The 25,318-nt window shown below is 62.5% G+C and carries 23 protein-coding genes; 4 read left to right on the top strand and 19 right to left on the bottom strand.

The genetic code is table 11. From position 1 onward, the window contains the following. Nucleotides 1-2: 2 nt before the first annotated feature. The 4 genes from ACN6KF_RS08060 to yajC form a co-directional block, all read right to left on the bottom strand. On the bottom strand, nucleotides 3-383 hold the full coding sequence (locus ACN6KF_RS08060; RefSeq protein ID WP_434956347.1) for an Mth938-like domain-containing protein: 381 nt from the start codon (nucleotides 381-383) through the stop codon (nucleotides 3-5). A gap of 5 nt (nucleotides 384-388) precedes the next feature. Further along, complete coding sequence (secF, locus tag ACN6KF_RS08055; protein WP_434956346.1) at nucleotides 389-1,330, bottom strand: protein translocase subunit SecF; 942 nt, start codon at nucleotides 1,328-1,330, stop codon at nucleotides 389-391. A 21-nt stretch (nucleotides 1,331-1,351) separates the two neighbouring features. Then, the gene (gene secD / locus ACN6KF_RS08050) at nucleotides 1,352-2,950 is read right to left on the bottom strand and encodes a protein translocase subunit SecD (RefSeq protein WP_434956345.1); all 1,599 of its coding nucleotides are present in this window, start codon (nucleotides 2,948-2,950) and stop codon (nucleotides 1,352-1,354) included. A gap of 133 nt (nucleotides 2,951-3,083) precedes the next feature. After that, on the bottom strand, nucleotides 3,084-3,434 hold the full coding sequence (yajC, locus tag ACN6KF_RS08045) for a preprotein translocase subunit YajC (RefSeq protein WP_434956344.1): 351 nt from the start codon (nucleotides 3,432-3,434) through the stop codon (nucleotides 3,084-3,086). A 384-nt stretch (nucleotides 3,435-3,818) separates the two neighbouring features. Between yajC and ACN6KF_RS08040 the strand changes: the two genes are divergently transcribed. Beyond that, nucleotides 3,819-4,685: an ATP-binding protein gene (locus ACN6KF_RS08040; RefSeq protein WP_434956343.1), complete on the top strand. Its 867-nt coding sequence runs from the start codon at nucleotides 3,819-3,821 to the stop codon at nucleotides 4,683-4,685. 93 nt (nucleotides 4,686-4,778) lie between these two features. Here the strand turns inward: ACN6KF_RS08040 and ACN6KF_RS08035 are convergent, their stop codons facing one another. The 14 genes from ACN6KF_RS08035 to ACN6KF_RS07970 form a co-directional block, all read right to left on the bottom strand. After that, nucleotides 4,779-6,578, bottom strand: coding sequence for a peptidoglycan DD-metalloendopeptidase family protein (locus tag ACN6KF_RS08035; RefSeq protein WP_434956342.1), 1,800 nt, complete (start codon nucleotides 6,576-6,578; stop codon nucleotides 4,779-4,781). A gap of 317 nt (nucleotides 6,579-6,895) precedes the next feature. Beyond that, on the bottom strand, nucleotides 6,896-8,116 hold the full coding sequence (locus ACN6KF_RS08030; RefSeq protein WP_434956341.1) for a cytochrome P450: 1,221 nt from the start codon (nucleotides 8,114-8,116) through the stop codon (nucleotides 6,896-6,898). A 292-nt stretch (nucleotides 8,117-8,408) separates the two neighbouring features. Next, nucleotides 8,409-9,095, bottom strand: coding sequence for a protein-L-isoaspartate(D-aspartate) O-methyltransferase (locus tag ACN6KF_RS08025; protein WP_434956340.1), 687 nt, complete (start codon nucleotides 9,093-9,095; stop codon nucleotides 8,409-8,411). Then, on the bottom strand, nucleotides 9,092-9,874 hold the full coding sequence (surE, locus tag ACN6KF_RS08020) for a 5'/3'-nucleotidase SurE (RefSeq protein ID WP_434956339.1): 783 nt from the start codon (nucleotides 9,872-9,874) through the stop codon (nucleotides 9,092-9,094). The genes ACN6KF_RS08025 and surE overlap by 4 nt, the downstream gene beginning before the upstream one ends. A 248-nt stretch (nucleotides 9,875-10,122) precedes the next feature. After that, the gene (gene serS / locus ACN6KF_RS08015; protein ID WP_434956338.1) at nucleotides 10,123-11,406 is read right to left on the bottom strand and encodes a serine--tRNA ligase; all 1,284 of its coding nucleotides are present in this window, start codon (nucleotides 11,404-11,406) and stop codon (nucleotides 10,123-10,125) included. Nucleotides 11,407-11,444: 38 nt separating this feature from the next. Further along, complete coding sequence (gene tatC / locus ACN6KF_RS08010; protein WP_434956337.1) at nucleotides 11,445-12,227, bottom strand: twin-arginine translocase subunit TatC; 783 nt, start codon at nucleotides 12,225-12,227, stop codon at nucleotides 11,445-11,447. Between the two features lies 1 nt (nucleotide 12,228). Next, complete coding sequence (tatB, locus tag ACN6KF_RS08005) at nucleotides 12,229-12,675, bottom strand: Sec-independent protein translocase protein TatB (RefSeq protein WP_434956336.1); 447 nt, start codon at nucleotides 12,673-12,675, stop codon at nucleotides 12,229-12,231. A 100-nt stretch (nucleotides 12,676-12,775) separates the two neighbouring features. Beyond that, nucleotides 12,776-13,006, bottom strand: coding sequence for a twin-arginine translocase TatA/TatE family subunit (locus ACN6KF_RS08000; protein WP_434956335.1), 231 nt, complete (start codon nucleotides 13,004-13,006; stop codon nucleotides 12,776-12,778). A gap of 123 nt (nucleotides 13,007-13,129) precedes the next feature. After that, nucleotides 13,130-13,762 (bottom strand): SMC-Scp complex subunit ScpB, encoded by a 633-nt coding sequence (gene scpB / locus ACN6KF_RS07995; RefSeq protein ID WP_434959634.1) that lies wholly within the window; start codon nucleotides 13,760-13,762, stop codon nucleotides 13,130-13,132. Between the two features lie 286 nt (nucleotides 13,763-14,048). Beyond that, nucleotides 14,049-14,846, bottom strand: coding sequence for a segregation and condensation protein A (locus tag ACN6KF_RS07990; RefSeq protein ID WP_434956334.1), 798 nt, complete (start codon nucleotides 14,844-14,846; stop codon nucleotides 14,049-14,051). Continuing rightward, nucleotides 14,847-15,869: a beta-N-acetylhexosaminidase gene (gene nagZ / locus ACN6KF_RS07985; RefSeq protein ID WP_434956333.1), complete on the bottom strand. Its 1,023-nt coding sequence runs from the start codon at nucleotides 15,867-15,869 to the stop codon at nucleotides 14,847-14,849. A gap of 243 nt (nucleotides 15,870-16,112) precedes the next feature. After that, nucleotides 16,113-17,801, bottom strand: a complete 1,689-nt coding sequence (locus ACN6KF_RS07980; RefSeq protein ID WP_434956332.1) for an SPOR domain-containing protein — start codon at nucleotides 17,799-17,801, stop codon at nucleotides 16,113-16,115. A 65-nt stretch (nucleotides 17,802-17,866) separates the two neighbouring features. After that, nucleotides 17,867-18,994, bottom strand: a complete 1,128-nt coding sequence (locus ACN6KF_RS07975) for a DALR anticodon-binding domain-containing protein (protein WP_434956331.1) — start codon at nucleotides 18,992-18,994, stop codon at nucleotides 17,867-17,869. Between the two features lie 7 nt (nucleotides 18,995-19,001). Further along, entirely contained in the window at nucleotides 19,002-20,222 is a 1,221-nt protein-coding gene (locus tag ACN6KF_RS07970; protein WP_434956330.1) for a deoxyguanosinetriphosphate triphosphohydrolase, read from the bottom strand. A gap of 661 nt (nucleotides 20,223-20,883) precedes the next feature. Between ACN6KF_RS07970 and erpA the strand changes: the two genes are divergently transcribed. Both erpA and xth read left to right on the top strand, forming a co-directional pair. Next, nucleotides 20,884-21,213, top strand: a complete 330-nt coding sequence (gene erpA / locus ACN6KF_RS07965) for an iron-sulfur cluster insertion protein ErpA (protein ID WP_434956329.1) — start codon at nucleotides 20,884-20,886, stop codon at nucleotides 21,211-21,213. A 4-nt stretch (nucleotides 21,214-21,217) separates the two neighbouring features. After that, on the top strand, nucleotides 21,218-22,000 hold the full coding sequence (gene xth, locus ACN6KF_RS07960; RefSeq protein ID WP_434959633.1) for an exodeoxyribonuclease III: 783 nt from the start codon (nucleotides 21,218-21,220) through the stop codon (nucleotides 21,998-22,000). A gap of 38 nt (nucleotides 22,001-22,038) precedes the next feature. On the opposite strand, the gene ACN6KF_RS07955 is transcribed toward xth, so the two are convergent. Continuing rightward, entirely contained in the window at nucleotides 22,039-22,782 is a 744-nt protein-coding gene (locus ACN6KF_RS07955) for a FecR family protein (RefSeq protein ID WP_434956328.1), read from the bottom strand. 270 nt (nucleotides 22,783-23,052) lie between these two features. Here ACN6KF_RS07955 and ACN6KF_RS07950 point away from each other — a divergent pair, with 270 nt between their 5' ends. Further along, on the top strand, nucleotides 23,053-25,230 hold the full coding sequence (locus ACN6KF_RS07950; protein ID WP_434956327.1) for a CHASE2 domain-containing protein: 2,178 nt from the start codon (nucleotides 23,053-23,055) through the stop codon (nucleotides 25,228-25,230). Nucleotides 25,231-25,318: the final 88 nt, after the last annotated feature.

Below are 25,318 nucleotides of genomic sequence, written 5' to 3'. Positions count from 1 at the left end.
GCTCATGGCACGGCGATCAGGGCGGCGGCGATGCGCCGGTCCTCGGCCAGCAGAACGTTCCAGGTGCGGATCGCTGCGCCGGTCGGCATGGCGTCGACGACGATCTTGAGATCGCGAAAACGCCAGCGCAGCGCCTCGGGGAAAAAAGCCACATCAGGGCCGGTGCCGACGAGCAGGATCTCGATGGCATCGGCTTCCGCAAAAACCGGCTCGAATGCTTCAGCCGAGAATTGAGCAACACTTGTCACCGACCACGCATGCATGCCCGAGGGCAGGCAAAGAAGCGAACCGCGATGCGACATCTCCGCAAAACGGAACCCGCCGGCGCCATAGGCGTCGATCGGCGCCACGCGTGGCAGGAAGCGCCGTTCGCCTGCGGTCATGCAGCTTACTCCGGCTTGTTGCCGCCCGCCGTCTCATGGCTGCCCGGACGCAGGCCCAGATAGATCAGGACGGGCGAGGCAATGAAGATCGAGGTGTAAGTGCCGACCAGCACGACGCCGAACAGCATGGTGGCGGTGAAGCTGTGAATGGCGTGCCCCCCGAACAGGAGCAGGGCCAGCAACGCCAGTGCCACGGTGACGTGGGTGATCACCGAGCGCGACAGCGTGGCGTTGATAGACTCGTCCAGCAGTTCATCCATCGGCTTCTTCTTGTACTTGCGCAAGAGCTCGCGGATGCGGTCGTAGATCACCACGGTGTCGTTGAGTGAATAGCCAAGGATGGTCAGCAAGGCGGCGACACTGGTGAGGTCGAAGTCGATCTGCGTCACCGACATGAAGCCGATGGTCAGCACGATGTCGTGCATGTTGGCGATCATGGCGCCGACGGCAAACTGCCAATCGAAGCGGAACCATAGATAGATCAGAATGCCCAGAATGGCGACGAAGATGCCGACGATGCCGACCGTCACCAGTTCCTGCGAAACGCTCGGCCCGATGATCTGTGTCTGATCGTCCTTGCCGGGAACATAGTCGGGAGCCAGCGTCTGCTTGACCTTCTCCGCAACGGCATTCTGTGCCGCGTCGCCGCCCGGCTGCAGGGCGATGCGCATCAGCACCTGTCCCTTGTCGCCGAAACTCTGAATCTGGACCTCACCCAATCCGAGCGGCGCCAGCTTGTCGCGAATGGCCTGCACGTCGGCCTGCCCGGATTGAGCCGTGACGCCGAGGGCGATGCCGCCCTTGAAATCGATACCGTAATTCAGGCCATGGGTGAAGAAGAGCACCAGAGCCAAGATCGACAACACCGCCGAAATCGGAAAGCTGATACGCCGGAACCGAATGAAGCCGAAGCTGGTGTTGTCGGGAACAATGCGAAGATGGCGCACCGCGCTCACTCCATCAATCTATCAAATCGGGATGGAGCGAGGCTTGACCCCGCGATACCACCAGGAAACCAACAGGCGCGTGACCGTGAAGGCGGTGAACACCGTCGTGATGATGCCGATCCCCAGCGTCACCGCGAACCCTTTCACGGCGCCGGTACCGACAAAATACAGCACGGCGGCGGCAATGAAGGTGGTGATGTTGGAATCAAGGATGGTCGCCAGCGCGCGGGCAAAGCCGGCGTCGAGCGACATCAAAACGGTTCGTCCGGCACGCACCTCCTCGCGTATGCGCTCATAGATCAGCACGTTGGAGTCGACTGCGATGCCGACTGTCAGCACGATGCCGGCGATACCCGGCAAGGTCAGCGTCGCCCCGAGCAGGGACAGGATGCCGAAGATCATGCCGACATTGAGCGCCACGGCGATGGACGCGATGATACCGAACAGGCCGTAGCTGGCGATCATGAAGCCGACGACCAGGATTGAGCCGACTAGGGCAGCCATCTCACCGGCGCGAATGGCGGCCTGGCCGAGGCCCGGACCGACCGTCTGCTCCTGAATCACCGTCATGGGCGCGGGCAAGGCACCCGAACGCAGAAGCAGCGCCAGATCCTGGGCCTGCTGCGTGGTGAAATTGCCGGAGATCTGGCCCGAACCACCAGTGATCGGCTCGCGAATGACCGGTGCCGACAAGACCTTGCCGTCGAGCACGATGGCGAAGGGCTTGTTGACATTCTCCGTGGTGACGCGGCCGAACTGGCGCGCGCCATTGGTGTTGAAGCGGAAGGAGACCACCGGCTCGCGCGTGTTCTGGTCGAAGCTTGCTTGGGCGTCGGTCAGTTCGTCGCCGGCGACCATCACCTGGTCTTCGATCAGATAATTCTGGCCGCCATCCGACGATGGCAGAACCGTGGAACCGACCGGCGGGCGAGAACGCATGGCCTGATCGACCGGCATGCTCAGATCCACCAGGCGAAATTCGAGCTTGGCTGTTTGGCCGAGAAGGTCCTTGAAACGGTCGGGATTCTCCAGGCCGGGCAATTGCACCACGATGCGATCTTCGCCCTGGCGCTGAATGACGGGCTCGACCACGCCGGAGCCGTTGATACGGTTGCCGATAATCTCCACCGCCCGCACCATGATGCGGTTCATGCGGTCACGCAGGCCTTCATCGGTCAGCGTGGCGCCGATCTGGCCTGGGGTGGTCGAGGCAATCGTGGCCGTCCGGTTGCCGGTGCCGAAAAGGTTGCCGTCGGCGGGATTGCCCAGCACTTGCAGGAGTTGCACGGCCTTCTCGGTATCGGCCGGATTGGGCAGCGTCACCACAATGCCGCGCCCCTGCAAAGCAGCCTGGCTACGGATCTTGTTGTCGTTCAGGATCTGGCGCGCCTGCGAACGCAGGCTGGCGACCTGTTCCTTGACCACGGCATTCTTGTCGATCTCGAGCAGGAAGTATGATCCGCCCTGGAGATCGAGGCCCAGCGTCAGCGTCTTGTGCGGCAGCCAGGACGGCATCGCCTTCACCCAGCTCTCCGGCATCAGATTGGGTACGGCCAGCCACAGGCCGATCAGCAAAGTCAGGAGAACCGAAGCCGTCTTGACGGGAGAAAAATGCAGCATAGCGGAGCGATTCCGAGCCTTGACAGGCTATTCTCAGGACGATCGGGAGATGTAGATTCGCCCCGACCCTATCCTGAGTCTCTTATCGTGTCTTGTGATCGAGACCAAAGAGGGGCGTTGCCCCGCGTAGACCTCAGGCTGCCTCGGCCTTCTTCACCGGCTCGGTCTTGGAGCGGACGGTGACCACCATCTCGCGGATGACCTTCACGCGAACGCCCTCGGCGATCTCCGCCTCGATCTCGGATTCGCCCTCGACAGCCTTGGTCACCTTGCCGACCATGCCGCCCGACATCACAATGGTATCGCCACGACGGATTGCCTTGAGCAGAGCGGCCTGTTCTTTCGCCTTGCGCTGCTGCGGGCGGATCAGCAGGAAATAGAAGATCACGAACATCGCGATCGGCAACAGCAACGTGCCACCGAGACTGGAGAACAGATCGCCGCCGCCCTGGGCTGCCTGGGCAAAGGCTGAAGTCGTGAACATTGGATCGCCTCTCAAGAGAAGCGGCCGGGACAGCCCAGCCGCGAATTCGCGCGGAATATAGTGAACCAGCCACCGAAAGCAAACAGAACGCCGCTTTTGCCCAGCACATGACGAAAAATTCATGCCTTCCGATGTGGGAAACCACCAATCGGGCCAACATGATGGGCTGTCGGGAGGACTACGGATAGCGACAGGGAATCGCCTGTCTCCTCACAAGTCGGCTCCACGCACGCCTCGGCTTGCCCGTGGCCCCCTTGGGTGACCCACCGGCACTGGGCGCACATGCAAAACGGAAGGCAGGCGCGGCATGCCGCCGCTTTTCAGCGCCTCTCAGGCGCGTTAGAGACGAAGGGCTTACCCACAGGTTCATCTCATCTGGTTGCCATGACTGACTTTTCATCCAGCGAATTGCCGCAATTGCTCGCCCGTATCGCCGACGCCCTGGAGCGGCTGGCTCCACCGGCCGCCATCAAGGCCGACTTCGATGCTGCAGAAGCCTTCATCTGGCAGGCCGGCGAAAAATATCTGCAACCTGTACCGAAGGTGAACAGGGTCGCGATGCCGTTGCTCAAGGGCATCGATCTGGTGCGCGACCTCCTGGTCGACAACACCGAGCGCTTCGCAAACGGGCTGCCCGCCAACAACGCTTTGCTCTGGGGCGCGCGCGGCATGGGCAAGTCGTCGCTGGTGAAGGCCGCGCATGCCGACATCAACGCCAAGATCGGTGGCACCCTGAAGCTGATCGAGATCCATCGCGAGGATATCGATAGTCTGCCCGAGTTGATGAACCTCACCCGCAAGGCCCCCTATCGCTTCATCGTCTTTTGCGACGATCTCTCCTTCGACAGCGACGACACCTCCTACAAATCGCTCAAGGCGGCGCTGGAAGGCGGTGTCGAGGGGCGGCCGGACAATCTCATCTTCTATGCGACCTCGAACCGGCGTCATCTGATGCCGCGCGACATGATCGACAATGAGCGCTCCACCGCGATCAATCCAGGCGAGGCGGTGGAGGAAAAGGTGTCGCTCTCCGACCGTTTCGGCCTGTGGCTCGGTTTCCATCGCTGCAGCCAGGACGATTTCCTCGACATGGTCTATGGTTATGCCGATCATTTCGGCCTCGATCACGATCGAGACACCATGCGGGCCGAGGCCCTGGAATGGGCGACGACCCGTGGTGCCCGGTCAGGCCGCACGGCCTGGCAATATGTGCAGGATCTCGCAGGCCGGCTGGGCAAGACGCTGAACTGAGCCAGGTCCGCGTGTTCAATAAAAAGTGGCCCGGACATCGCTGCCGGGCCACTCGAGCTGCTTCGGGGTCTCGCGGAGAAGCAGATTCTGTTATCAGGTGCCGGAAAGATAGCGGGTCGGATCGACCGGCGCGGCACCCTTGCGTACTTCGAACAACACTTGCGGCGAGGTCACGTTGCCGGTCTGACCTGCGGTCGCAATGGTCTGGCCACGCCTGACACTTTCACCCTTCTTGACGTCGAGCTGCTTGGCATGGCCATAAGCCGTGACATAGCCGTTGGCATGGCGGATGAGGATCAGGTTGCCATAGCCTTTCAGCTCACTGCCGGCATAGGCGACCACACCATCCTCGGCAGCCTTCACTTCGGTTCCTTCGGGCACCGAGATATTGATACCGTCGCTGTTGCGGCCGAAATTCTGGATGATCCGCCCCTTCACCGGCCAGCGGAACTCCGGATTGCCCGGGGTGGCGGCATTGGCATCCTTCGGCAGTTCGGCGGCCGGAGCTGCCGGCTGAGATGCACTCGCGGCAGGCGAGATCGTCCCGGTTGCAACCGGCGCGGGCTGGCTGGCCTCGGCGGGCTTGGCCGGCTTGGCGACAGCCACCTGCGCAGGTTTGTTGGCCAGCGCCTTCTGCTTGGCGGCAGCAAGCTTCTCCGCCTTGAGCTTGTTCGCCTTGGCCGCATCGACCGGCTTGGCCGCCGCCACCTGGGCGGGCTTGGCCTTGACATCGACGGGGGCGACCCTTGCGGTCTGAACGGGTTTGACCGTTACTGGCTTGACGGTCGCAGTCCTGACGGGCTGGGCATGCGGCGCAGCAACCTGCATCGCTTCGGCGGCAATCGACTTCGCCTGGGTCTTGGCCGTCCTCACCGGCGCCGGATTGGCCGCCCGCGCGGCCTGTACCGGCTTGGGAGCCGCCACGGGCCTGGGCTGCACGGCGGCCGCCACCGGCACGTCACGCGGCGGGCGGTTGTCGACCACGGTCTCTGCAGCCGGAGCCGGCGCAGCAGCGTGGGCCGTTCCGCGCACGACCAGCTTCTGGCCGATCTTGACGCTCATCCATTCATCGATGCCATTCTCCTTGGCCAGACGCGGGCGCGTCGTGCCGTAGGCTTTGGCGATCGACGTCAGCGTCTCGCCCGGCTTGACAACATGGACGCCGGAAGCGGCGGCGGCAGGCACCGGCTTCGGCTTGGCTCCCGCAGCCGGCGTAGTGGCGACCGGCCGGACCTTGACTTCGCCGACGCTGCCCCGAGAAGTTTCTGGCACGTCTCCCGGATAGGGCTGCTCAGCGGTCGCGGCCACCGTCGTCACCGCGGTGTTGCCGTTCTGAGCCGCGTTGTACACGGGAATGATCACCTGCTGGCCGGGCGTCAGCGAGCGAGAGGTCAGGCCGTTGACCTTCATGATCGCGTCGGAAGGCACACCATAGCGGTTGGAGAGCGTATTGATGGTCTCACCCGCCGCGGCGGTAACCGGCGTGCCGCCCGTGGCAGTCCAGCCACCGGCCTTGAAACCGCCGATCTGCGGAGCGGGCGTCGAGATCGCCCCCGTCACGATGGGCTGCTCGCCACGAGCCAGTCGATATTGCGTCGACGGCGCGCTACGCTGTGCGACGGCGCCGACCGGCGGCAGCGGCTGCGAAGCGACCACGCCCGCCGCCGGCACCGTGTTGACGGCATAGTTGGAATTGCCATAGCGCGGCGCGGCCTTGGTAGGCTGTGCCTGGGCATAGGCCAACTGATTGTCACCCGAGTTGAACGGGTTCGAGAAGGGGTTCTGGGCGAACCTCGAAGTGTCGCTGCAGCTTGCTGCGAGGCCAGCCACCAGGGCGATCACGGCGACGCGCGACAAGTGGCGCGAACGGATCAATTCGATCGGAAAACGCATAGGACGTTCACACCCACGCTTGAGAAGAACACGGGGTAATTAAGCCTCTATTGGGGTAAACAACGCCTTAAGAGCTGGACTCAATTTGGACAAAATCCGGAAACGGCTCCGATTGCGGCGGGCTGAGAAACTCAGATCGTCCGCTCCTCATGCCCTTGAGTCCACTGCGTTTTCCAGTCGATCAGCCGGTCTGCCGACCGGTCCCCGACTGGGCGGGGATGATTAAGAGCGGGGATCGCCCCCGCCCCATGCGTTAAAGTCGTGCCACGTCGGTTTTCGCAGGGAATCAGCATGGCCAGCGCGACTCGCAAGCAGCCTCAGCGCGTCCATTCCAGGCGCAAATCCTCAGCGCGGCGAATACCGCCATGGCCCTCGACCTTCAATTTGCCGACGAGCTTGGCCTGCGGAATCCGGTTGACGAGCGCCGCCAGTCCTTCTTCCAGTTCGGCCTTTGCCAGGGCCTCGCCGAGACAACGATGCGCACCGCCACCGAAAACATAATGCCAGCGCGTATGATCCGTTCGCCTGATGTCGAATTGATCCGGCTCGCCGAACACCTCCGGATCCCGCAGGGCCGACATGGTGGAAAGCATCAGCAACGATCCCGGTGCCAATTTTTGACCGCCTATCTCGATCTCCTCGAGCACAAGCCGTGGCAGCGACGCGACCGAGGGTTCGAATCGCAGCGCTTCGGAGACCGCACCGGGGATGAGGCTGGGATCGGCGCACACCGACTGCCATTGTTCGGGGTGTTCGAGCAGAAGCGCGGCCTGGATCGCCATCGAGGCCCGCGTGGTATCACTGCCGCCCAGCACCACGATGATGATCTGCATGATTGCCTCGAGCGGCGTCATCTCGGGGTTCTCGTCGATGGCGGTGATATAATCGGAAAGGAAATCGCCGCGAGGGTTCTGACGGCGCTCTGCCACCAGTTCATACATGTAGTCTGTCATCTGACGGCAGGCATCCTCGAGGTCGGGAATGTCCTTTTCCGTCCAGGAGGTACCCAGGCTGCGAGCGATGACATAGATCCACTGCGCGAATTTTGGGATGTCGGCCTCGGGCATCCCCAGAATCGCAGCGACGGTATGGGCGGGAATGATCGCCGAATAATCCTCGAACAGATCCAACCCGCCAGCCTCGTAATGCTGGTCGATCAGTTTCTCCGCCATGGCCCGTACCTTGGGGCGGACCTCGGCGACCATCTTGAAGGCGAAGGTCCGCGCCATCGGGCCGCGCCGCCTCCTGTGGGCGGCCCCGTTCGAAAGCAGCATGCATTTGTCGTAAAAATCGAATAGTGGGCCCGAGGTGACGCCCCTCAATTGCAGGAGTTCGGTCTCGATCTGCCGGGTGCGCTCATCGGTCGTGAGGCTGACGACATCCTTGGCACGCAGAATGAAGAGCGGCCCATCGTCCCGTTGGATGAAAGGGGTTTCCGGTCGAAACTTTCTGAACAGGGCGTGGGTGTCCTGATCCAGTTCGGCAATAGTGAATATAGGTATATCTGAATTGATTTGTTGTGCTGCTTGTTCGGTCATCTCAAATCCCCCAACCAACGTGCTGCTCTGACTGACCGGCCAGGGGCGATCTTGAAATCAGACCTGAGTTGCCAGTCCAGCGCCGTCGGAAACCGCCGTATACTGCACGGGATGGAGGTATCCCGCCATACCTCTGCGATCTGAATTTGCTGCGATCCACCAGCGCCGGGACTTCGCCGCTGCGACTGCAATCGGGCGATCGTGGCTTAGCCCGGCAAGAAGAACTGGATTGTCTCGCAGCACCTGCGATGAAGCGCCCGAAAACCAAACCCAGCTCAAGTTCAAGGGTGGTTCAAAGCCGGTCGGCCACGCCCAAGATGATGGACGCGGCACGGATATCCATCAGCGGTGTATAGTGAAAGCCATCGGCATCGCGCGCGATCATGGTCAATTGCTGCTCTTCGCCGGGCGGGCCGATTGGTGCGATCATCCGACCGCCCAGCGCCAGTTGATCCAGCAAGTCCTCGGGCACCTCGCTCATCGCCGCCGTGGTGACGATACGATCGAAGGGAGCCTGTTGGCGCCAGCCGGAACTGCCATCGGCGACCATCATGGTGACGTTGAGGATGGTAACGGCCCGCAGCCTCTCCTCTGCCTCGGTGACCAGGGTGCGCCAACGATCGAGGGTCAGGACGCGCTTGGCCAGACGGCCGAGCACCGCGGTCAGATAGCCAGAGCCCGTGCCGATCTCCAGCACGCGATGCAGCGGTTCGACGTCCAAGCGCTCGGCAATGGTCGCAGCGAGCACCGGCGGCGTGATGGTCTGGCCGCACTGGATGGGAAGGCTGAGATCGCGCCAGGCGTATTCGGCGAATTCAGGCAGCACGAAAACCGGGCGTGGCAGGGTGGAAACGGCATTCAGCACCTTCTGGTCCGTCAACCCGTGGCGGCGCAGGCGCAGGATGAAGGCCATCATCTCCTGGGCATGCTCGTCGTCAGGATTCACAAAAGACTGATAGTCCGTCATATTGTCCGTCATGATGTCGGTCTTGGCACCGTTTCAAAGGTATCCGAAAGGCGTTGCAGAGCAGGCACGTCGGTCAGATTGAGATGAAGGGGCGTCACAGAAATACGCTTGTTGAAGAGAGCGGCAAGATCCGTGCCCTCGAGCCGGGGCGGCGTTTCCCGGCGCGGCGCCAGCCAATAATAGGGGCCGCCACGAAAATCCTCCCGCTCGACCACATCGACCAGGGCGACATCGCGCTGCCCCTGGATGGTGACGGCAACGCCAGCGACCTCCTCGGGCTCGCAATCGGGAAAATTGACGTTGAACAAGGTTCCCTTGGCGAAACCATGGGCCAGCAGTTTGCGGATCACGCCGGGCGCATGCTGCTCGGCGCAATGCCAGCGCATGCCGTCCCTGCCCCCGATGCCATAGGCCTGGCTGAGCGCGATCGACGGAACCCCAAGAACGGTGCCCTCCATCGCCGCCGCCACGGTGCCGGAATAGGTAACGTCTTCGGCGACGTTCTGGCCCCGATTGACGCCGGACAGCACGAGGTCGGGCTGCTGGGCCTTGAGCAGATGCTGCACACCCATCAGCACGCAATCGGTCGGCGTGCCGCTGACGGCATAGCGCTTTTCCTCGATCCGCCGCAGACGCAGCGGCATGCTGAGCGACAGGGAATGGGACACGCCGGACTGATCTGTCTCTGGCGCCACGACGATCACGTCGTCGCTCAGGCTGCGGGCGATCCTTTCGAGGGAAACCAGGCCGGGCGCATGGATGCCGTCATCATTGGTAATCAGAACTCGCATCCACCGCCCGTCCTTGTTTCACTAAATCGACACCAAAGCGTTTTGCGATGAGATGAAATCATCTCGAATCGCAAAGACGCGTCGAAACGCGCTTTGCTTCAGTGTGCCACAGGAAAAGGAGCTCCGGCGAGAGTTTGTCATACGCAATCCCCTGCTGTTGCAGAAATCCCTGCAGAAACAAATGATTACTTCACCCTCCTTGATTCTGGAATCAAGGAGGGTGTGACAAGGTACGGCAAGATCGAGGCTTATTGTCTCTCGATCCGGCGCAGGCCGCCCATATAGGGGACGAGAACCTCCGGAACCGTGATGGAACCGTCCTCGTTCTGATAATTCTCCATCACCGCCACGAGAGCACGGCCGACCGCAACGCCCGAACCGTTCAGCGTATGCACGAAACGCGGGGCGCCTCCAGATTTCGGCCGAGTTCGGGCGTTCATGCGACGCGCCTGGAAATCGCCACAGACCGAGCAGGAGGAGATTTCACGAAACAGCCCCTGCCCCGGTAGCCAGACCTCGATGTCATAGGTCTTCTGCGAGGCAAAACCCATGTCGCCGGTGCACAGCGTCATCACGCGGTAATGCAGGTCCAGGCCCTTCAACACGGCCTCGGCGCAAGCGAGCATGCGCTCGTGCTCGTCTCGGCTCTTTTCAGGAGCCGTGATCGAGACGAGTTCGACCTTCTGGAATTGGTGCTGGCGGATCATGCCACGGGTATCCCGCCCCGCAGCGCCAGCTTCCGCACGGAAGCAGTGGGTCAGCGCAGTATAGCGCAACGGCAGCTCTTCCTCGGCGGTGATGGCATCGCGCACAAGATTGGTCAGCGAAACCTCGGCCGTCGGAATCAGCCAGAAATCGCCGGGCTGCACGCGGAACTGATCCTCCGCGAATTTCGGCAGCTGAGCGGTGCCAATCATGGCATCGTCACGCACCAGCAAGGGCGCGACGACCTCGATATAGCCGTGCTCGCCGGTGTGCTTGTCGATGAAATACTGGCCTAGCGCCCGCTCAAGCCGAGCCAGGCCCTTCTGCAGCACCACGAAGCGGGAGCCGGAGAGCTTGGCGGCGATCTCGAAATCCATCAGGCCGAGAGCTTCGCCCAATTCGAAATGCTCTTTAGGGGCAAAAGTATAGGCGCGCGCCACGCCGTGGCGGTGGCGTTCGACATTGCCATGCTCGTCCGCGCCGAAAGGAACCTCGTCGAGCGGCAGATTCGGGATCGAGATGAGCTGGTCGTAGAGAGCCTTGTCGGCGCCGCGCAGCGCCTCCTCGTCAGCCGGCATCGAGGCCTTGAGTGCGTTGACCTCCGCCATCAAGGCCTGTGCCTTGGCTTCGTCCTTGGATTGCTTGGCCGCGCCGATCTCCTTGGAAGCAGCGTTGCGGCGCTCCTGGGAAGCCTGCAGCCGGGCAACGAGCGCCCGGCGGCTCTCGTCGAGCTCGAGTATGGTGGCGGCCAGCGGCTCAAGCCCTCTGCGAACCCGGCCCTGGTCGAAGAGACCCGAATTCTCGCGGATCCACTTCACATCATACATGAGATCAACTCCAGAACGGACGTCAGGACACCGACGGGCTATTCTGAAGTCTGCGTATCGCTTTCCGCGCGCTTCTTCTCAACCCACCGGACCGAATAGATCGAGAGTTCGTAAAGGAGCACGCCCGGCACGGCAAGCGCGATCATGCTCCACGGGTCGGGCGGCGCCAGCACGGCCGAAATCGCAGTGACGATGACGATGGCATAGCGCCGCTTCTCCTTCAGGAAGGTCGAATCCACGATACCGATCCGCCCCAACAGGGTCAGCACCACCGGCAGCTGAAAGACGACGCCGAAGGCAAAAATCAGGTTCATCAACAGGGACAGATACCCCTCCACCGTCGCCAGCAATTCGATCGTGGCGATGCCGCTGCCGCCGAGCTGCTGCATGCCCAGCGCAAAATGCATCACCGCCGGCATTGCGATGAAGTAGACCAGCAACCCGCCCAGGAAGAAGAACAGAGGCGTGGCGATCAGATAGGGCACGAAAATGTTTCGCTCGTGCCGGTAGAGACCGGGGGCGATGAAGCGATAGATCTGGATGGCGAAAAAGGGGAAGCCGATGAAAGCGGCCGTAAAAAAAGCCACCCGGATCTGAGTAAAAAGAAAGTCGAGAGGACCGTTGTAGATCAGCTTGACCGGATTGCCGGCCGCCGCCCACTCGTAGGGCCACAGCAAGAAGAGATAGATCGATTTGGAAACCGCGAAGGCGCCGATGAACAGAACGATGAAGGCAATGCCCGATTTCATCAGGCGCGTGCGCAGTTCGATCAAGTGATCGAGCAGCGGCGCCTTGGAGGCGTCGATTTCGTCTTCGGTCATCTTAGGATTTGAACGCTGCGAGAGGGGCGAAGGCGGAAGGGATTTCGACGCCGACGAGTTTGGAGGCCAAAGGCGAAGAGCTGGGGCCGGCGATGGAAGGCTCGCTCGCTGTGGCATCCAGGACGGGCGCAATCGCAGCCGGGCTGAGAGGCGGCTCCGAATCGAAGACGGAGGACTTCAAGGCATTGCGAGCAAGGCCCGCAGGACTGCCAATGCTACTCAAGGTTGCCGCCGATTGGCGCAGCGTGTCGAATTCCTTTTTGACATCCTCGAGATTGGCTTCCTTGAGGGCTTCGTTGAACTGGCCTTGAAACTCGCCAGCCATCCGTCGCAACTTGTTCACGCCTCGACCGAGGGAGCGCATCGTGCTGGGCAGTTCCTTGGGGCCAATGACCACGACAGCCACCGCGCCCACGATCAGGATATGGCTCCAGCTGATATCAAACATGCAACGCTCGGTCTGGCGAAACGAAACGCTCCGCGCACATACGCGGAGCCTAAAAAGACCCAGTTTTCAGGTCGACCTCACCGGCGCAAACCGCGCCGGCTCAGCCTACCTTGGTCTGCTCGGTCGGATTGACGGTCGTGCCGGCCTGGGTGTCGATCGTCTTCACCGGCTGCTGGGCAGCAGCCGGTTCGTCGTCGGCCATACCCTTCTTGAAGGATTTGATGCCCTTGGCAACGTCACCCATCAAGTCCGAAATCTTGCCACGTCCACCAAACAGGACGAGTACGACGACAGCCAGAATGATCCAGTGCGTAATACCCCATGTACCCATGACACCCTCCAACGCGGCAAAGCCGATCGCAACAACACAACAACGGCGCCGCACGCGACCCGATGATCCCAGTGGAATCTAGGCGGGCTTAACGGCAAAAACAAGAACGTTCGCCGTTCTTACTCAACCTTCATGTTCGGGTTCCGGTTCCGGAAATGCGAAAGAGAGGTCGGCAGTCTCCAGAGGCTCCTCGTCCGGCGTCAATGCACTGTCATCATTGGGCATGGGCACGCTGAAGCCGGGTGGCAGGCGGCCATCGAGCAAGCCCGCGCCCTTGAGTTCATCGAGCCCCGGCAGATCACCGACGCCGTCCAGGCCGAAATGCTCCAGAAATGCGGGCGTGGTGCCATAAGTCACCGGCCGTCCCGGGGCACGCCGGCGCCCGCGCAGGCGCACCCAGCCGGTTTCCAGCAACACGTCAAGGGTGCCCTTGGAGATCGAGACCGAGCGGATATCCTCGATCTCGGCACGGGTTACCGGCTGGTGATAGGCGATGATCGCCAAGGTCTCCATCGCCACCCGCGACAATTTGCGCGTCTCATAGGCATCACGCGACAGGATCCAGGCGAGGTCGTCGGCGGTGCGGAAAGCCCAACGCCCCCCCAGCCTGACCAGATTGACACCACGCGTGGCATAGTCGGCCTGCAGGGTGCCGATGGCAGCGCCGATATCGGCCCCCTCGGGCAGCCGCGACGCCAGCGTCGCCTCGTCCAATGGTTCCGTCGCCGCAAACAGCAAGGCTTCGATCAAGCGCATATGCTGCTGCAGATCGGTCTGCTCCGTGCCTTCCGGCTGGAACGATGCAATCTCGCCCAAGGTCTAATCCTTCCCTATGCGGGCCGCGCCACGAAATTGAGCGCTTACCTGCATGGCCTGCCAATACCAGTCTGCCCCCGACGGAGTGGCCGTCACCCGCCCTGCCTCCAAGGCCAGAAACTGACCCCGAGCGGGGTTTCCCGATATCGCCTGTGAACGGCAATATCAGGAAACCCCGCAAGCGCTTGAAATTCTGCAGATTCCTCCTGATCGAGCCATGGTTCGATCAGGAGGAATCTGCTTGGCCAGCATCACCACGCGAGCGCAGATAGATCGGCGAGAAGGGAGTAGCCTGGCGCAGATCGAGCTTGCCTTCCTTCACGAGTTCGAGACTTGCAGAGAAGCTAGAGGCCCGAACCGTAGCCCTTGTCGAGGGCTCGGCCAGATAGTCCACCAAAAATTCGTCGAGACTGAGCCAGTCCGCCGCCGGGCCGATCAACGATTCCAGCAATTCGCGTGCTTCGGACAGCGTCCAGACATTGCGCTCGGGCAATTTGACATAGCCGACCATCGCCCGCTGGCGCTGCTGGGCATAGGCGCAGAGCAGATCGTGCAGCGTCGCCTCGAATCGCCCGTGATTGTTGAGCCGGATGCCCTCGGGCATGCCTCGCTTGAACACGTCGCGGCCAAGCACGGCCCGCTCCAGCAACTGGGCGGCGGCATTGCGCATGGCTTCCAGGCGCTGCAGGCGGAAGGCAAGGGCCGCGGCCAATTCCGCTGCTGGAGGCTCCTCGCCCCTTGGCGATTCCGGCAGCAGCAGGCGCGACTTGAGATAGGCCAGCCAGGCCGCCATCACCAGATAGTCGGCCGCCAGTTCGAGGCGGACGCGGCGGGCCTCCTCGACGAAGACGAGATATTGCTCGGCAAGGGCGAGGATGGAAATCCGCGTGAGATCGACCTTCTGGCGACGCGCCAATTCGAGCAGCAGATCGAGCGGTCCTTCGAAGCCATCGACATCCACGACGAGCATGGGATCGCTGACCGCCTTATCCGCCCTCACCTCCTCCTCGAATTCATCGCTCATTCAGACCGTCTCTCCGCCGGCGAGCGCCCCAGCCAGCCGTTCACGCGCCTCGTCAATGTCGAGCGGCTCCGGCAAATGCCGGATGCGGGCCAAGGCGGCATCGGCGCGGCGCCGCGCCTTGCCTGCCAAGCTTGGAGCGGCACGCGCCACCCCGATCATTTCATCCATCTTGCCATTGCAATGCAGGCCGAGATCGCAGCCGGCCGAAAAGGCGGCCGCCCCCCGTTGCTCCAATGTTCCTTCGAGAGCCTGCATGGAAAGATCGTCACTCATCAGGAGACCATCATAGCCGATCGCCTTCCTGATCACATTCTGGATCACCTTTCTGGACGTCGTAGCTGGGGATGACGGGTCCAAAGCGTTGTAAACCACATGCGCGGTCATCGCAGCGGGCATGTCGGCGAGCATGCGGAAGGGCAGGAAGTCGAGTGATTCGAGTTCGGCTTTGCTCGCCGTCACGATCGGCAGCGAGAGATGGCTGTCGACGCCGGCCCGGCCATGCCCCGGCATATGCTTCATGACGGGCAGCACACCGCCAGCGATCATGCCCTCGGCGGCGGCCCGGCCCAGCGTGCCCACCGTAGTCGCGTCGAGGCCATAGGCCCGGTCACCGATCACGTCATGAGCGCCTGGTACGGGAATATCGAGCACGGGCAGACAGTCGACATTGATGCCGACTGCCAGGAGATCGTGCGCGATCAGCCTCGCCGCCAATCGGGTGATCTCGCGGCGCGTCACCGGATCATTGGTGTGGATCTGGCCATAGCGCCGCGCTGCCGGATATTTGGGCCAATGGGGTGTGGTCAGGCGCTGGACCCGCCCCCCCTCCTGGTCCACCAGGATCGGAGCGTCACGCCCCACTGCGTCGCGCAAGGAAGCCGTCAAGGCCCGCACTTCCTCCGGCGTGCCGACATTGCGCCGGAACAGGATGAAGCCCCACGGATTTGCATCCCGGTAGAAGGCGCGCTCGTCGGACGTGAGCGACAGACCGGAACAACCCAGGATCAGCGCCGATTGGGGCATGGCAGTCTCCTCGTGCAAAGAGCGTTCATGGCTGAACGCTCTTTGCTCTAACTCATTGTTCTGGCGCGTCTTTGCGATTCCAGGTGATTCCGTCAAATCGCAAAACGCTTTGGCTTTCAGAAAAATCTGCGAAGGCCGATCAAGCCAAACTGGATCGGGGCGATCGGAACTCGGCTCCGGTCGCCCCGATCCAGTTTGGCTAGTCGAAAACTCTCAAATCTGCAGTCTCGGAGCGGCCCGCAATCAGTTGCGGGCGATTACGCAGTCACCGCCGGCGGCCTTGAGCTTGCCGCAGAAGGCCGTAGCCTCGGCCGGGGTGGACCAGCCTCCGACACGCACTCGGTAATAGGTGCCGCGGTCAGGCAGATCGACCTTGCGGATCGAAGGCTTCATACCGTTCAGCACGCCTCCGAAGCGGCGCTGCAGCGACTGAAAGGCGTTCTGGGCGTCGGCCGGCGTGCGCTGCGACGAAACCTGGACGACATAGCTGCCATTGGCGACCGGGGCAGCGGTCGGAGCCGGCGCCGGGGCAGCCCCAGCGGCTGGCTCGGCCGACGCCACCTGTGCCGGCTTTGGCGCCGGAGGCATATGGCGGGGACGGACCGGCGGCACCGCTGGCGGTGCCGCCGGGGTCTGCGTCGGTTCGACCACCGTGGTGGCGCCGCCATCCTCCTCGCCCGGCAGCGCCTGCGCGGGTGCCTGGTCATCCGGCAGGGCAGCAGCCGTGCCGGCAGGCACGGTTGCGACCGGGGCAGCCGGTTGACCCGAGCCGCCCTGCACAAGCGGACCGGCATCGGGGGCCGCGGGAGCGGCCGGCGCCGTCTCGGACGACGGCTGGCCGGCCGGAGGCGTCGGCGCCAGGGCCGAGACATCGAGAGAACGGGTCTGCTGGGCAGGCGGCTCGGCATTGGTAATCGGCGCTTCACCGGTCACCACCGAACTATCCGGCATGATCTTGATGGTCTTCACGCGCCGCGGCTCGTCGGGTGCCTGCGCAACCCGGGTTTCCGCAGTGTTGCTGGCCGTCTGGTCGGGCGTCGTAGCCCCCTCGGGATTGGGGAGCACGATGTTACTGGTGGTCACCGGACGCGTCGCATTGGCGTCGGGCGCCGCCTGAGCCGGCGCTGCCGTCCCTTCCGGACGCGTCGGCACCACCGCAACCGGCTGCTCCTCATGACGCACCAGCCGTTCGTTGGCGACGGAAGCGGTCTGGTTGCTGCGATTGAAGATCTCGTGGGTCGGCTGGCTGGCGGCCGCTGCGTTCTCGGCCGGCTTGATCTTGACCGGATCGGTGCTCGCCTTGATCACCGGCGGCGCGCTGCCGATGCCCGGAATGTCGCTGCCGACGAAGCCGCCCTTCTTCCAGACATAGGCCATACCGCCGCCGATGCTGGCGACAAGAACGAGAGCGGCAAGGCTGACGGCACTGCCGCGTGACTTGCGGCGTGGTACCCGGGCCTCGGCACGCGGCGCCAGATACTCGTCATCGGCGGCCGGAGCATAGCGATCTTCCTCGCCCTCGGGATAGGCCTCGACATAGGGATTGCCGTCGTGGTCGACCCAAACGCCACGTTGTTCGTCATAGACCCATTCGGGCCCTTGCTCTTCACGTTCATCGTCGAAGACATAGGCCTTCGACGAGCGCGTGGCGACATCTCGGTCGTCGTAATATTCGTCCTGATAGGCCTGCGCCTGCTCTGATTGCGCGTGTTTGGTCACGGTTTCGGGATGGCCGTCGCGAACCTCGTGCCCGTTGCGATCATAGCGATCCGTCATGCCCGCCTCCCGCGAACGCAAAACGCCGGCCGCACCATAGGCCTTTGTGTCGCGCCTTTCAGCATAAACATCGTGATCGGCGCCTGTGGTTGCCAGATCTGCCAGCCATTGATCGCTGTTGCTGGCTTGTGCACGGCGATGTTCGGTTTCAATCATGACTCGTTCCTGACCAGGCTGGTCGACCACCGGGGCGATCTGCGGCCAAAGCGGCCGATCTCGTTTCAGCGCATCTCGTCCGGCGCAGAACTGCCGAGCAAGGCGAGTCCAGACTTAAGAACCGTCTCGACCCCGCGCACCAACGCCAAGCGGGCGCCTGTTAACAATCGATCATCATCCCTAATGAAGCGTAAATGCGGAGCACCAAGGCTGCGATAATATTGCTGGTGCAGCCCGTCGGCGAGGCCACACAGGTGCTGGACCAGCCTGTAGGGCTCGCACTGCCTGACGGCGAGATCGATCTGGCTTGGATATAGGGCGAGCAGGCGTAGAATCAACCGTGCTCCCTCATCCTCGAAAGCGCGGACATCCCAGCGACTGTGGTCGAAATCGACATGCCCCATCCCTTCGTCCCGCTGGCGCAGAGCGCAGCAACGAGCATGGGCATAATGCAGGTGAAAGACGGCATTGGCATGGCTATGGTCGGCCAAATGGTCGAGATCGAGCACGAGCGGAGCGCCGGCGGGCTGCATCAGCATGCCCAGGCAAGCGGCATCGCGACCGACGACGCCGGCGACCACCGAAAGATCGAGATCGTCTGCAAAGCGGCCCGCCACGGTGGCAGCTTCCCGCCCTTTCACGCCAAGGAACGGTCCGAGCCTGACAACGACATCGGCCTTCTCAGAGCGCGTCCGAAGGCGCCTGTCTGCACGAAAACCGAGATGCTCGATCATGTTGGCCAAGGCAGTGCCGACAGCCTCGCAGCGCGCCGGCGACAAGGGCCTAGTGCTCTGCGGATCCGTGGCGTGAAAGGCGATCGTGGAGAAAACTGCCCCGCCGCGCTCGCTGGCGCCATAGCCGCTACCGGCCTCCAGCACAGCGGCAAGCATCCGTGCCCAGATGGCCGGCGTCAGCGTCAAGTTCAAAAAACCGGGTCCGGCAATGTCGATGGCGCCGACGCCATCGGTCCCATCCAGCGTTTCGGCGAGGAGACCAGCCAGGGTCCGGGATGGCAGTGCCGCCGGCCGGCTCAGTACGAGCGCAGCGTTGCAGGTGAAATCTCCCCGCCCCGACCCGCCTGGCGCTTCGATCTCGATCGAGGCCAGGTCGAGACCAGCCGGCAGACGACCCGCAGCCTGCAACGAGGCGACGGCTCCCTCTACACCGCGCCTGAGCCATTCGATCAGGTCCATGGCGGCGTCAGCGCAGATCCGGCGCCGTTCCGAACAGGCGCCGATGCTCGTTGAGAGCGAAAGTATCGGTCATGCCGGCAATATAGTCGGCGACACGGCGCGCACGTTTGTCCTCCCGAGTGTTTTCCAGCCCTTCGCACCATTCGGCCGGCATCAGGCTGATATCCGCAAACAAGCCATCGAACAGGCGGGTCACCACTTGTGCGGCATGCGAGCGGACGCGCATGACCCGTTCGTGTCGGTACATGTTGGGATAGAGAAAGCCCTTGATACCCTTGTCGGCCTGCGCGACGGACGGCGAAAAGGTGATGAGCATCTTGCCGGCGGCCCGCACGTCCTCGCTCGACCGGTAGAGCCCGGATGTAAAGGCAGCCTTGCCCACGCCGATCACGTCCTCCACCAGCCGGGTGATCACGCGGCGCATCAATTCGTGGGTGGTGCGCCCACGGTCGAGCCCGGGATGTTGCTCTGCAATCTCGGCGAGCAGTTCCCCCGCCAGCGCTACCTGCTGCATGTCCGCAAGTTCGAACAGGCCGGCGCGCAGCCCATCATCGATGTCATGTGCGTTGTAGGCGATGTCGTCGGCGATGGCGGCGGCTTGCGCTTCGGCGCTGGCGAAACTCTCGAGTTCGAGATTCTGCTGAGCCTGATATTCCAGGATGGCGACGGGGATGCCCCGTTCGCGATAGCGGGCGACGGGGCTGCCATCTGCCCGCAACAGGGGCCCATTATGCTTCACCAGCCCTTCCAGGGTTTCCCAGGCAAGATTGAGCCCGTCGAACTCGGCATAGCGCCGCTCGAGGCGGGTGACGATGCGCAGAGACTGGGCATTGTGGTCGAAGCCGCCATAGGAACGCATCGCCTCGTCCAGCGCGTCCTCGCCGGTATGGCCGAACGGCGTGTGGCCGAGATCATGAGCCAGTGCCAGTGCCTCGGCGAGATCCTCGTCGAGCGCCAGTGAACGGGCGATCGAACGGGCGATCTGGGCAACCTCGATCGTGTGGGTCAGCCGGGTGCGGTAATGATCGCCCTCATGCGCGACGAAAACCTGGGTCTTGTGCTTGAGGCGGCGGAAGGCGGTGGAGTGGATGATGCGGTCGCGGTCTCGCTGGAAATCGGTCCGCGTCGGTGACTGCGGCTCGGCGAACAGCCGTCCGCGCGATCGAGGCGCCACCGCCCACGGGCCACGAGGGCGGATCACGCAATCGGGTATGTCGAGTTCGGCCATCGCGCCTCACGCCTTGCTTGCGCCTGCATAGAGACTGCCACGGGTCATGGCAAAGCTTCTTTCCGAAGTGGCGGACGTCGCAGCAGCCCACAGGCGTGCCCGGTATCGGCGACCTGCTCTCGATATGCGCGCCATGTCCGAAACGGACGGGACACCCACACGCCGGGAAGCCGGCCGCCGCCCGGCACTCTCGCTGGTGGAACGCCAGCGCCCAGGGCAGTGACATCCCCGGCTTATCGCTCACCGATACGCAGGCCGGGTCGCCGCATAGCCTTCACTGGCAACGAGGAACGCGGCCTATGGCAGGCGCAAGGCCGCTGGCGCTATAATGTCATCGACAACACTGCGGAGCGCATGCCAATTCTTTTCGAGATCGAAGAGCGTTTGGAATCCGGCGGACAAGCCTTGTTCCCCTGCAATCCTAGAGCAAAGTGCGTGCACAATTGAACGCCGATTTGCTTTAACTCTTTGTTTCAGCGCGTCTTTGCGATTTTTGGGAATTCCATCTCATCGCAAAACGCATTAGGAAACGTCGTTTTTCTGGATGCTGCCCATCCGTACCCAGTTCGGCTTCGCTCTTCACGCTACACGATCGAGCATTGAACCTTCGGCCCTTCGCACATATTTTCGGAACAGGACGCAAGCAAGTTTGCAGGATGCCATGACCAGCCCCGTTTCCGTAAGCGACCGCGCTGCGCGCCGGATCGCCAAGATCCTTGAGAATGAACCTTCCGGCTCGATGCTGCGCATCAGCGTGGAGGGGGGCGGCTGCTCCGGCTTCCAATACAAATTCGTGTTCGACACCCAACGTCATCACGATGATTTGGCGATCGCCAAGGAAGGCGCCACGGTACTGATCGACGAGATGTCGCAGCACTATATGGAAGGCGCCGAGCTCGATTATGTCGAGGATCTGATCGGTTCCGCCTTCAAGATCAACAACCCGCAGGCCACTGCTGCTTGCGGCTGCGGCACGAGCTTCTCGGTGTAACATGGTGCGTATTGCCAGTTGGAACGTGAACTCCATCCGCCAAAGGCTTCCCCATCTGCTGGGTTGGTTGAAGGACGCCCAACCGGACGTCGTCTGCCTCCAGGAGATCAAATGCGTCGACGAGGCCTTTCCTGCCGCCGACATCGAGGCGCTGGGCTACAATGTCGCCGTCCACGGCCAGAAGACCTTCAATGGCGTGGCAATTCTCTCCAAACACCCGTTCGACGAAGTGAAAACGCGCCTGCCGGGCGACGAGGGTGACGAACAGGCCCGCTATATCGAGGCCGTAATCTCGACCGCCTCGGGAGCGCTGCGCGTCGCTTCGATCTACCTGCCCAACGGCAATCCGGTCGGCACAGAGAAATACCCTTACAAGCTCGGCTGGATGGAGCGCCTCAGGCTGCATATCGGCGGTCTGCTCGCGCTGGAAGAACCCTTCGTGATGGCGGGCGACTACAACATCATTCCGCAGGCGGCCGACGCCAAGAATCCGGCCGAATGGGTGAACGATGCCCTGTTCCTGCTGCAGAGCCGCTCCAAGTTCCGCGAATTACTGGCCTTGGGCCTGACTGATGCCTTCCGGGCCTGCGAGGATGCGTCAGGACACTACACCTTCTGGGACTATCAGGCCGGCGGCTGGCAAAAGGACAACGGCATTCGCATCGATCATCTGCTGCTGTCGCCGCAAGCCGCATCGCGCCTCCAGGGCTGCGCCATCGATAAGGCGATGCGCGGGCGGGAAAAGGCTTCCGACCACGTGCCGATTCGCTGCGATCTGGCCCTCTGACGGTCGAAGAGCTCGTCGTCCAGTCGACGACCGGGGCGTCAGCCTCGCTGCTGCGGCGGGTTGAAAGTGGGGAAGTTGAAGCCTGGCCGCCTCTGGCCACAATTCTTGCCGCCCTCGCCGCCATAGCGTCCGCAGAGCTGAGCTCCGGCGCCGGTCTCGGCACAATGGGGCGAGAACACCACCGGCGGCCCGCCCCGGCGCGATCTGCTTCCGGGGAAAATGGTGATGGTATCTCCCCGCCGTTTTAGAAGGGGACAACGCCGCTTGCGCTCCTCGTCGATCGAGAGCCCTTTCTGACGCGGACAGACTTCGATGACACCTTCCCAGATGGTGAATCGCTCATAATTGTCGCTGATTTCAGCGGTGAAATTGGTCCCTCTCACGCCGATGCCGGCGAGCGGCGTCTGGATCCAATAAGCCTTCTTGGCGGAGAGACCGCTGGCAAAGCGAAACACCCCCTTCGACAGGCCGATCACCACATCCCTGGCCTGCCCGCCCGAATAGACGAAACGATCGAGCTTGGCCGATGACGAGGAGCCCAGCGCCAGACGCGTCTGGTCGAGGAATTTGATTTCAAGCGCGCCGGAAGGGCCAGTGCGCACGGTCTCGTCGCGATAGACCGCAATATCGACGCCGAGTTCCCCCGAAACCGTGCCGATGGCGGCGGGGGTGACGCCGACCGTATTGCCCACGGTCTCCGCTGCCGAAGCGGGCATGGCTGCAACCGCGCAGAGGGCGCCTAGTCCCAGGAGACGGAAGGTCAGGAAGCGCGATGAGGGCATGCCGGTAACCCGTTGGAGAGACTGTGGTCGTATCGTTCTTGCCGGGAAGCGGCACCCATTCTCCGGCACCTTCGCCAAGCGCACCGATTTGCAGGTGCCGATGCAATCTTCATCATGACGCATTCGCTTCCACGATCAAGAGGCGAGGGTTTTCGAATCTGCAACCGAATGGCCCGCCCGAAAACATCGAGATTGGGATAAATCACTGGCAGACCGTGCCGAATTACTCCAGTAGTAAGCTTCGGGGCGGAGTGTGAGCGTGACATCGATATGCGGCTGAAGCGCTTCCTGGGATATCCGCTGGTGGTAGCCATACCCCTGCTGATCTTCAGTCTGCTGACCTTGCTGAGCCCGGCCCCGCTGCCTCGGCTGCAGGACATCGTCTTCGATACCTACCAGCGCTGGCACGCGAAAGGCAGGGACCCCGATTCGCCCGTGCGTATCGTGGTGATCGACGAGAAATCCCTCGCCGAGATCGGCCAGTTTCCCTGGCCGCGCAACGTGATTGCCGAACTCACGCGCAAGCTCGCCGATGCCGGAGCCGTCGTTATCGCGTATGATATCCTGTTCAGCGAAGCGGATCAGACCTCGCCTGGATTGCTCGTCAAGAAATTGCCAACCAGCGCCGAACGAGAAGCGTTGGAAAAGGCAATGTCTCCGTCCACTGCCTCCTATGATGTCATGTTCGCCCAGACCATGGAACAGACACCGGTCGTGCTCGGCGTGCTTGGAACCGATGTGGGGGACCCCGTCAAAATCAAGAGCGGATACGGGCAATTGGGGGACGATCCGATCAATTTCGTTCAGGCCTTCCCCGCTGCCAAGATGCCGATTCCCGTGCTGTACGATGCTGCCAGGGGCGCCGGCACCATCAACTGGCTCCCAGATGGCGACAGCGTCATTCGCAAGGTGCCGACTTTCGTCGCCATCGGCGGCAAGATGGCGCCATCCCTGTCGATGGAAACAATTCGCGTCGCCATCGGGGCCGACACTTTCATGGTGCGCTCGTCCAATGCCAGCGGCGCGCCGGCCTTCGGCGTTCAAAGTGGCATCAACACCGTCAAGATCGGTGACGGCGATAGGGCCATCTTCATCGACACCGACAGCAACGGCGAAGTCCGCCTGGTTGCCCGCCGCTCGGAGCCCTCGTCCTGGATCTCGGCTGCTTCCGTGCTGGACGGCACCTTCAATCCTGAGGACGTCAAGGATCACATCATCTTCGTGGGGGCCGTCGCCATCGGCCTGCGCGACCAGAGGACGACCTCTGTCGAACTGGCGCTCCCCGGTGTCGAGGTACACGCACAGATCGTCGAGCAGATTCTCGCCGGCGCCAGCCTGGTGCGGCCAGACTGGATGCGGGGTGTTGAAGCCTTCCTCATCATCGTGCTCGGCGTCCTGCTCGCCTGGATCTTGCGGCGCACCCGCAACATGCCGCTGGTTTCGACCGTTGCAGGCCTCTCCATCCCGATCATGATCGCCTGCTGGAGCTGGATTCTCTATGTGCGGCAGGGCGTGCTGTTCGATGCGGTGATGCCGGGCACGGGCATTCTCATCATTTTCCTCGCCGCCACGGTCTATCATTACCAGGAGGCCGAGCATCGGCGTGCGGAGGTGCGCAGCATGTTCGGCCGCTTCGTGACGCCGGCGGTGGTGGAGCGGCTGGTCGAGGCGCCGGATCGCATCGTGCTCGGCGGCGAGATCCGCGAACTCACCATCATGTTTTCCGACGTGCGCAATTTCACCGGCATCGCCGAGACGCAGTCGCCGGAAGGCGTGGTGTCGCTGATCCGGCGCATCCATACGCCGGCGACGGAGGCCGTTCTTCGCCATAGCGGCACTATCGACAAGTTCATCGGCGACGGCATGATGGCGTTCTGGAATGCGCCGCTCGACATGCCGAACCATGCGTCTCTTGCCTGCAAGGCCGCGTTGGATATCGCCATCATGGCGCGCGCTTTCCGTGATCCGCCGATCCAAATGGGCATCGGGTTGCATACGGGCGAAGCCTGCGTCGGCAATCTCGGTTCGGAGCAGCGGCTCGAATATTCGGCCCTCGGCGACGCGGTCAACCTCGCCTCGCGCCTGGAAGCCCTCACGAAGCTCTATGGCGTGGAGATTCTCGTCACCGAGGCCACCAGCCGCGCTGCCGCCGACATGCCTTTCCTGGAACTCGATCGTGCCATGGTGCGTGGCCGCCAGGGCGCCATCGGCCTCTTCGCCCTCCATACCGGCGAGGCGGACACCGCCTTCCTCCGGCTGCAAGGCGCCCAGGCGGAAATCCTGCCGCCCTATCGGGCCGGCGATTTCGTTGAAGCCCTCAGCCTATTGGAGAAGAATGCCTCGACCTATCAGGGACGGTATCAGCGCCTCTATGACTATTACTCAAACCATTTCAAAAAGTTGATAGAAAATCCGAAACCCAATTGGCAGGGCGTGACCCAGCTTTGATCGCTGCACGTTCAACGCTGCCCGGTTCTACTTAGCCTCGAAAATACTGACATCCTGAGGATAGGGCTGCGATCCGATGAAGAGCGGA

Source organism: Labrys methylaminiphilus subsp. lupini, assembly GCF_051161885.1.
GTDB lineage: Bacteria > Pseudomonadota > Alphaproteobacteria > Rhizobiales > Labraceae > Labrys.
The sequence above is the reverse complement of the archived record's forward strand: the minus strand, read 5'-3'. Positions and strand labels throughout refer to the sequence as shown.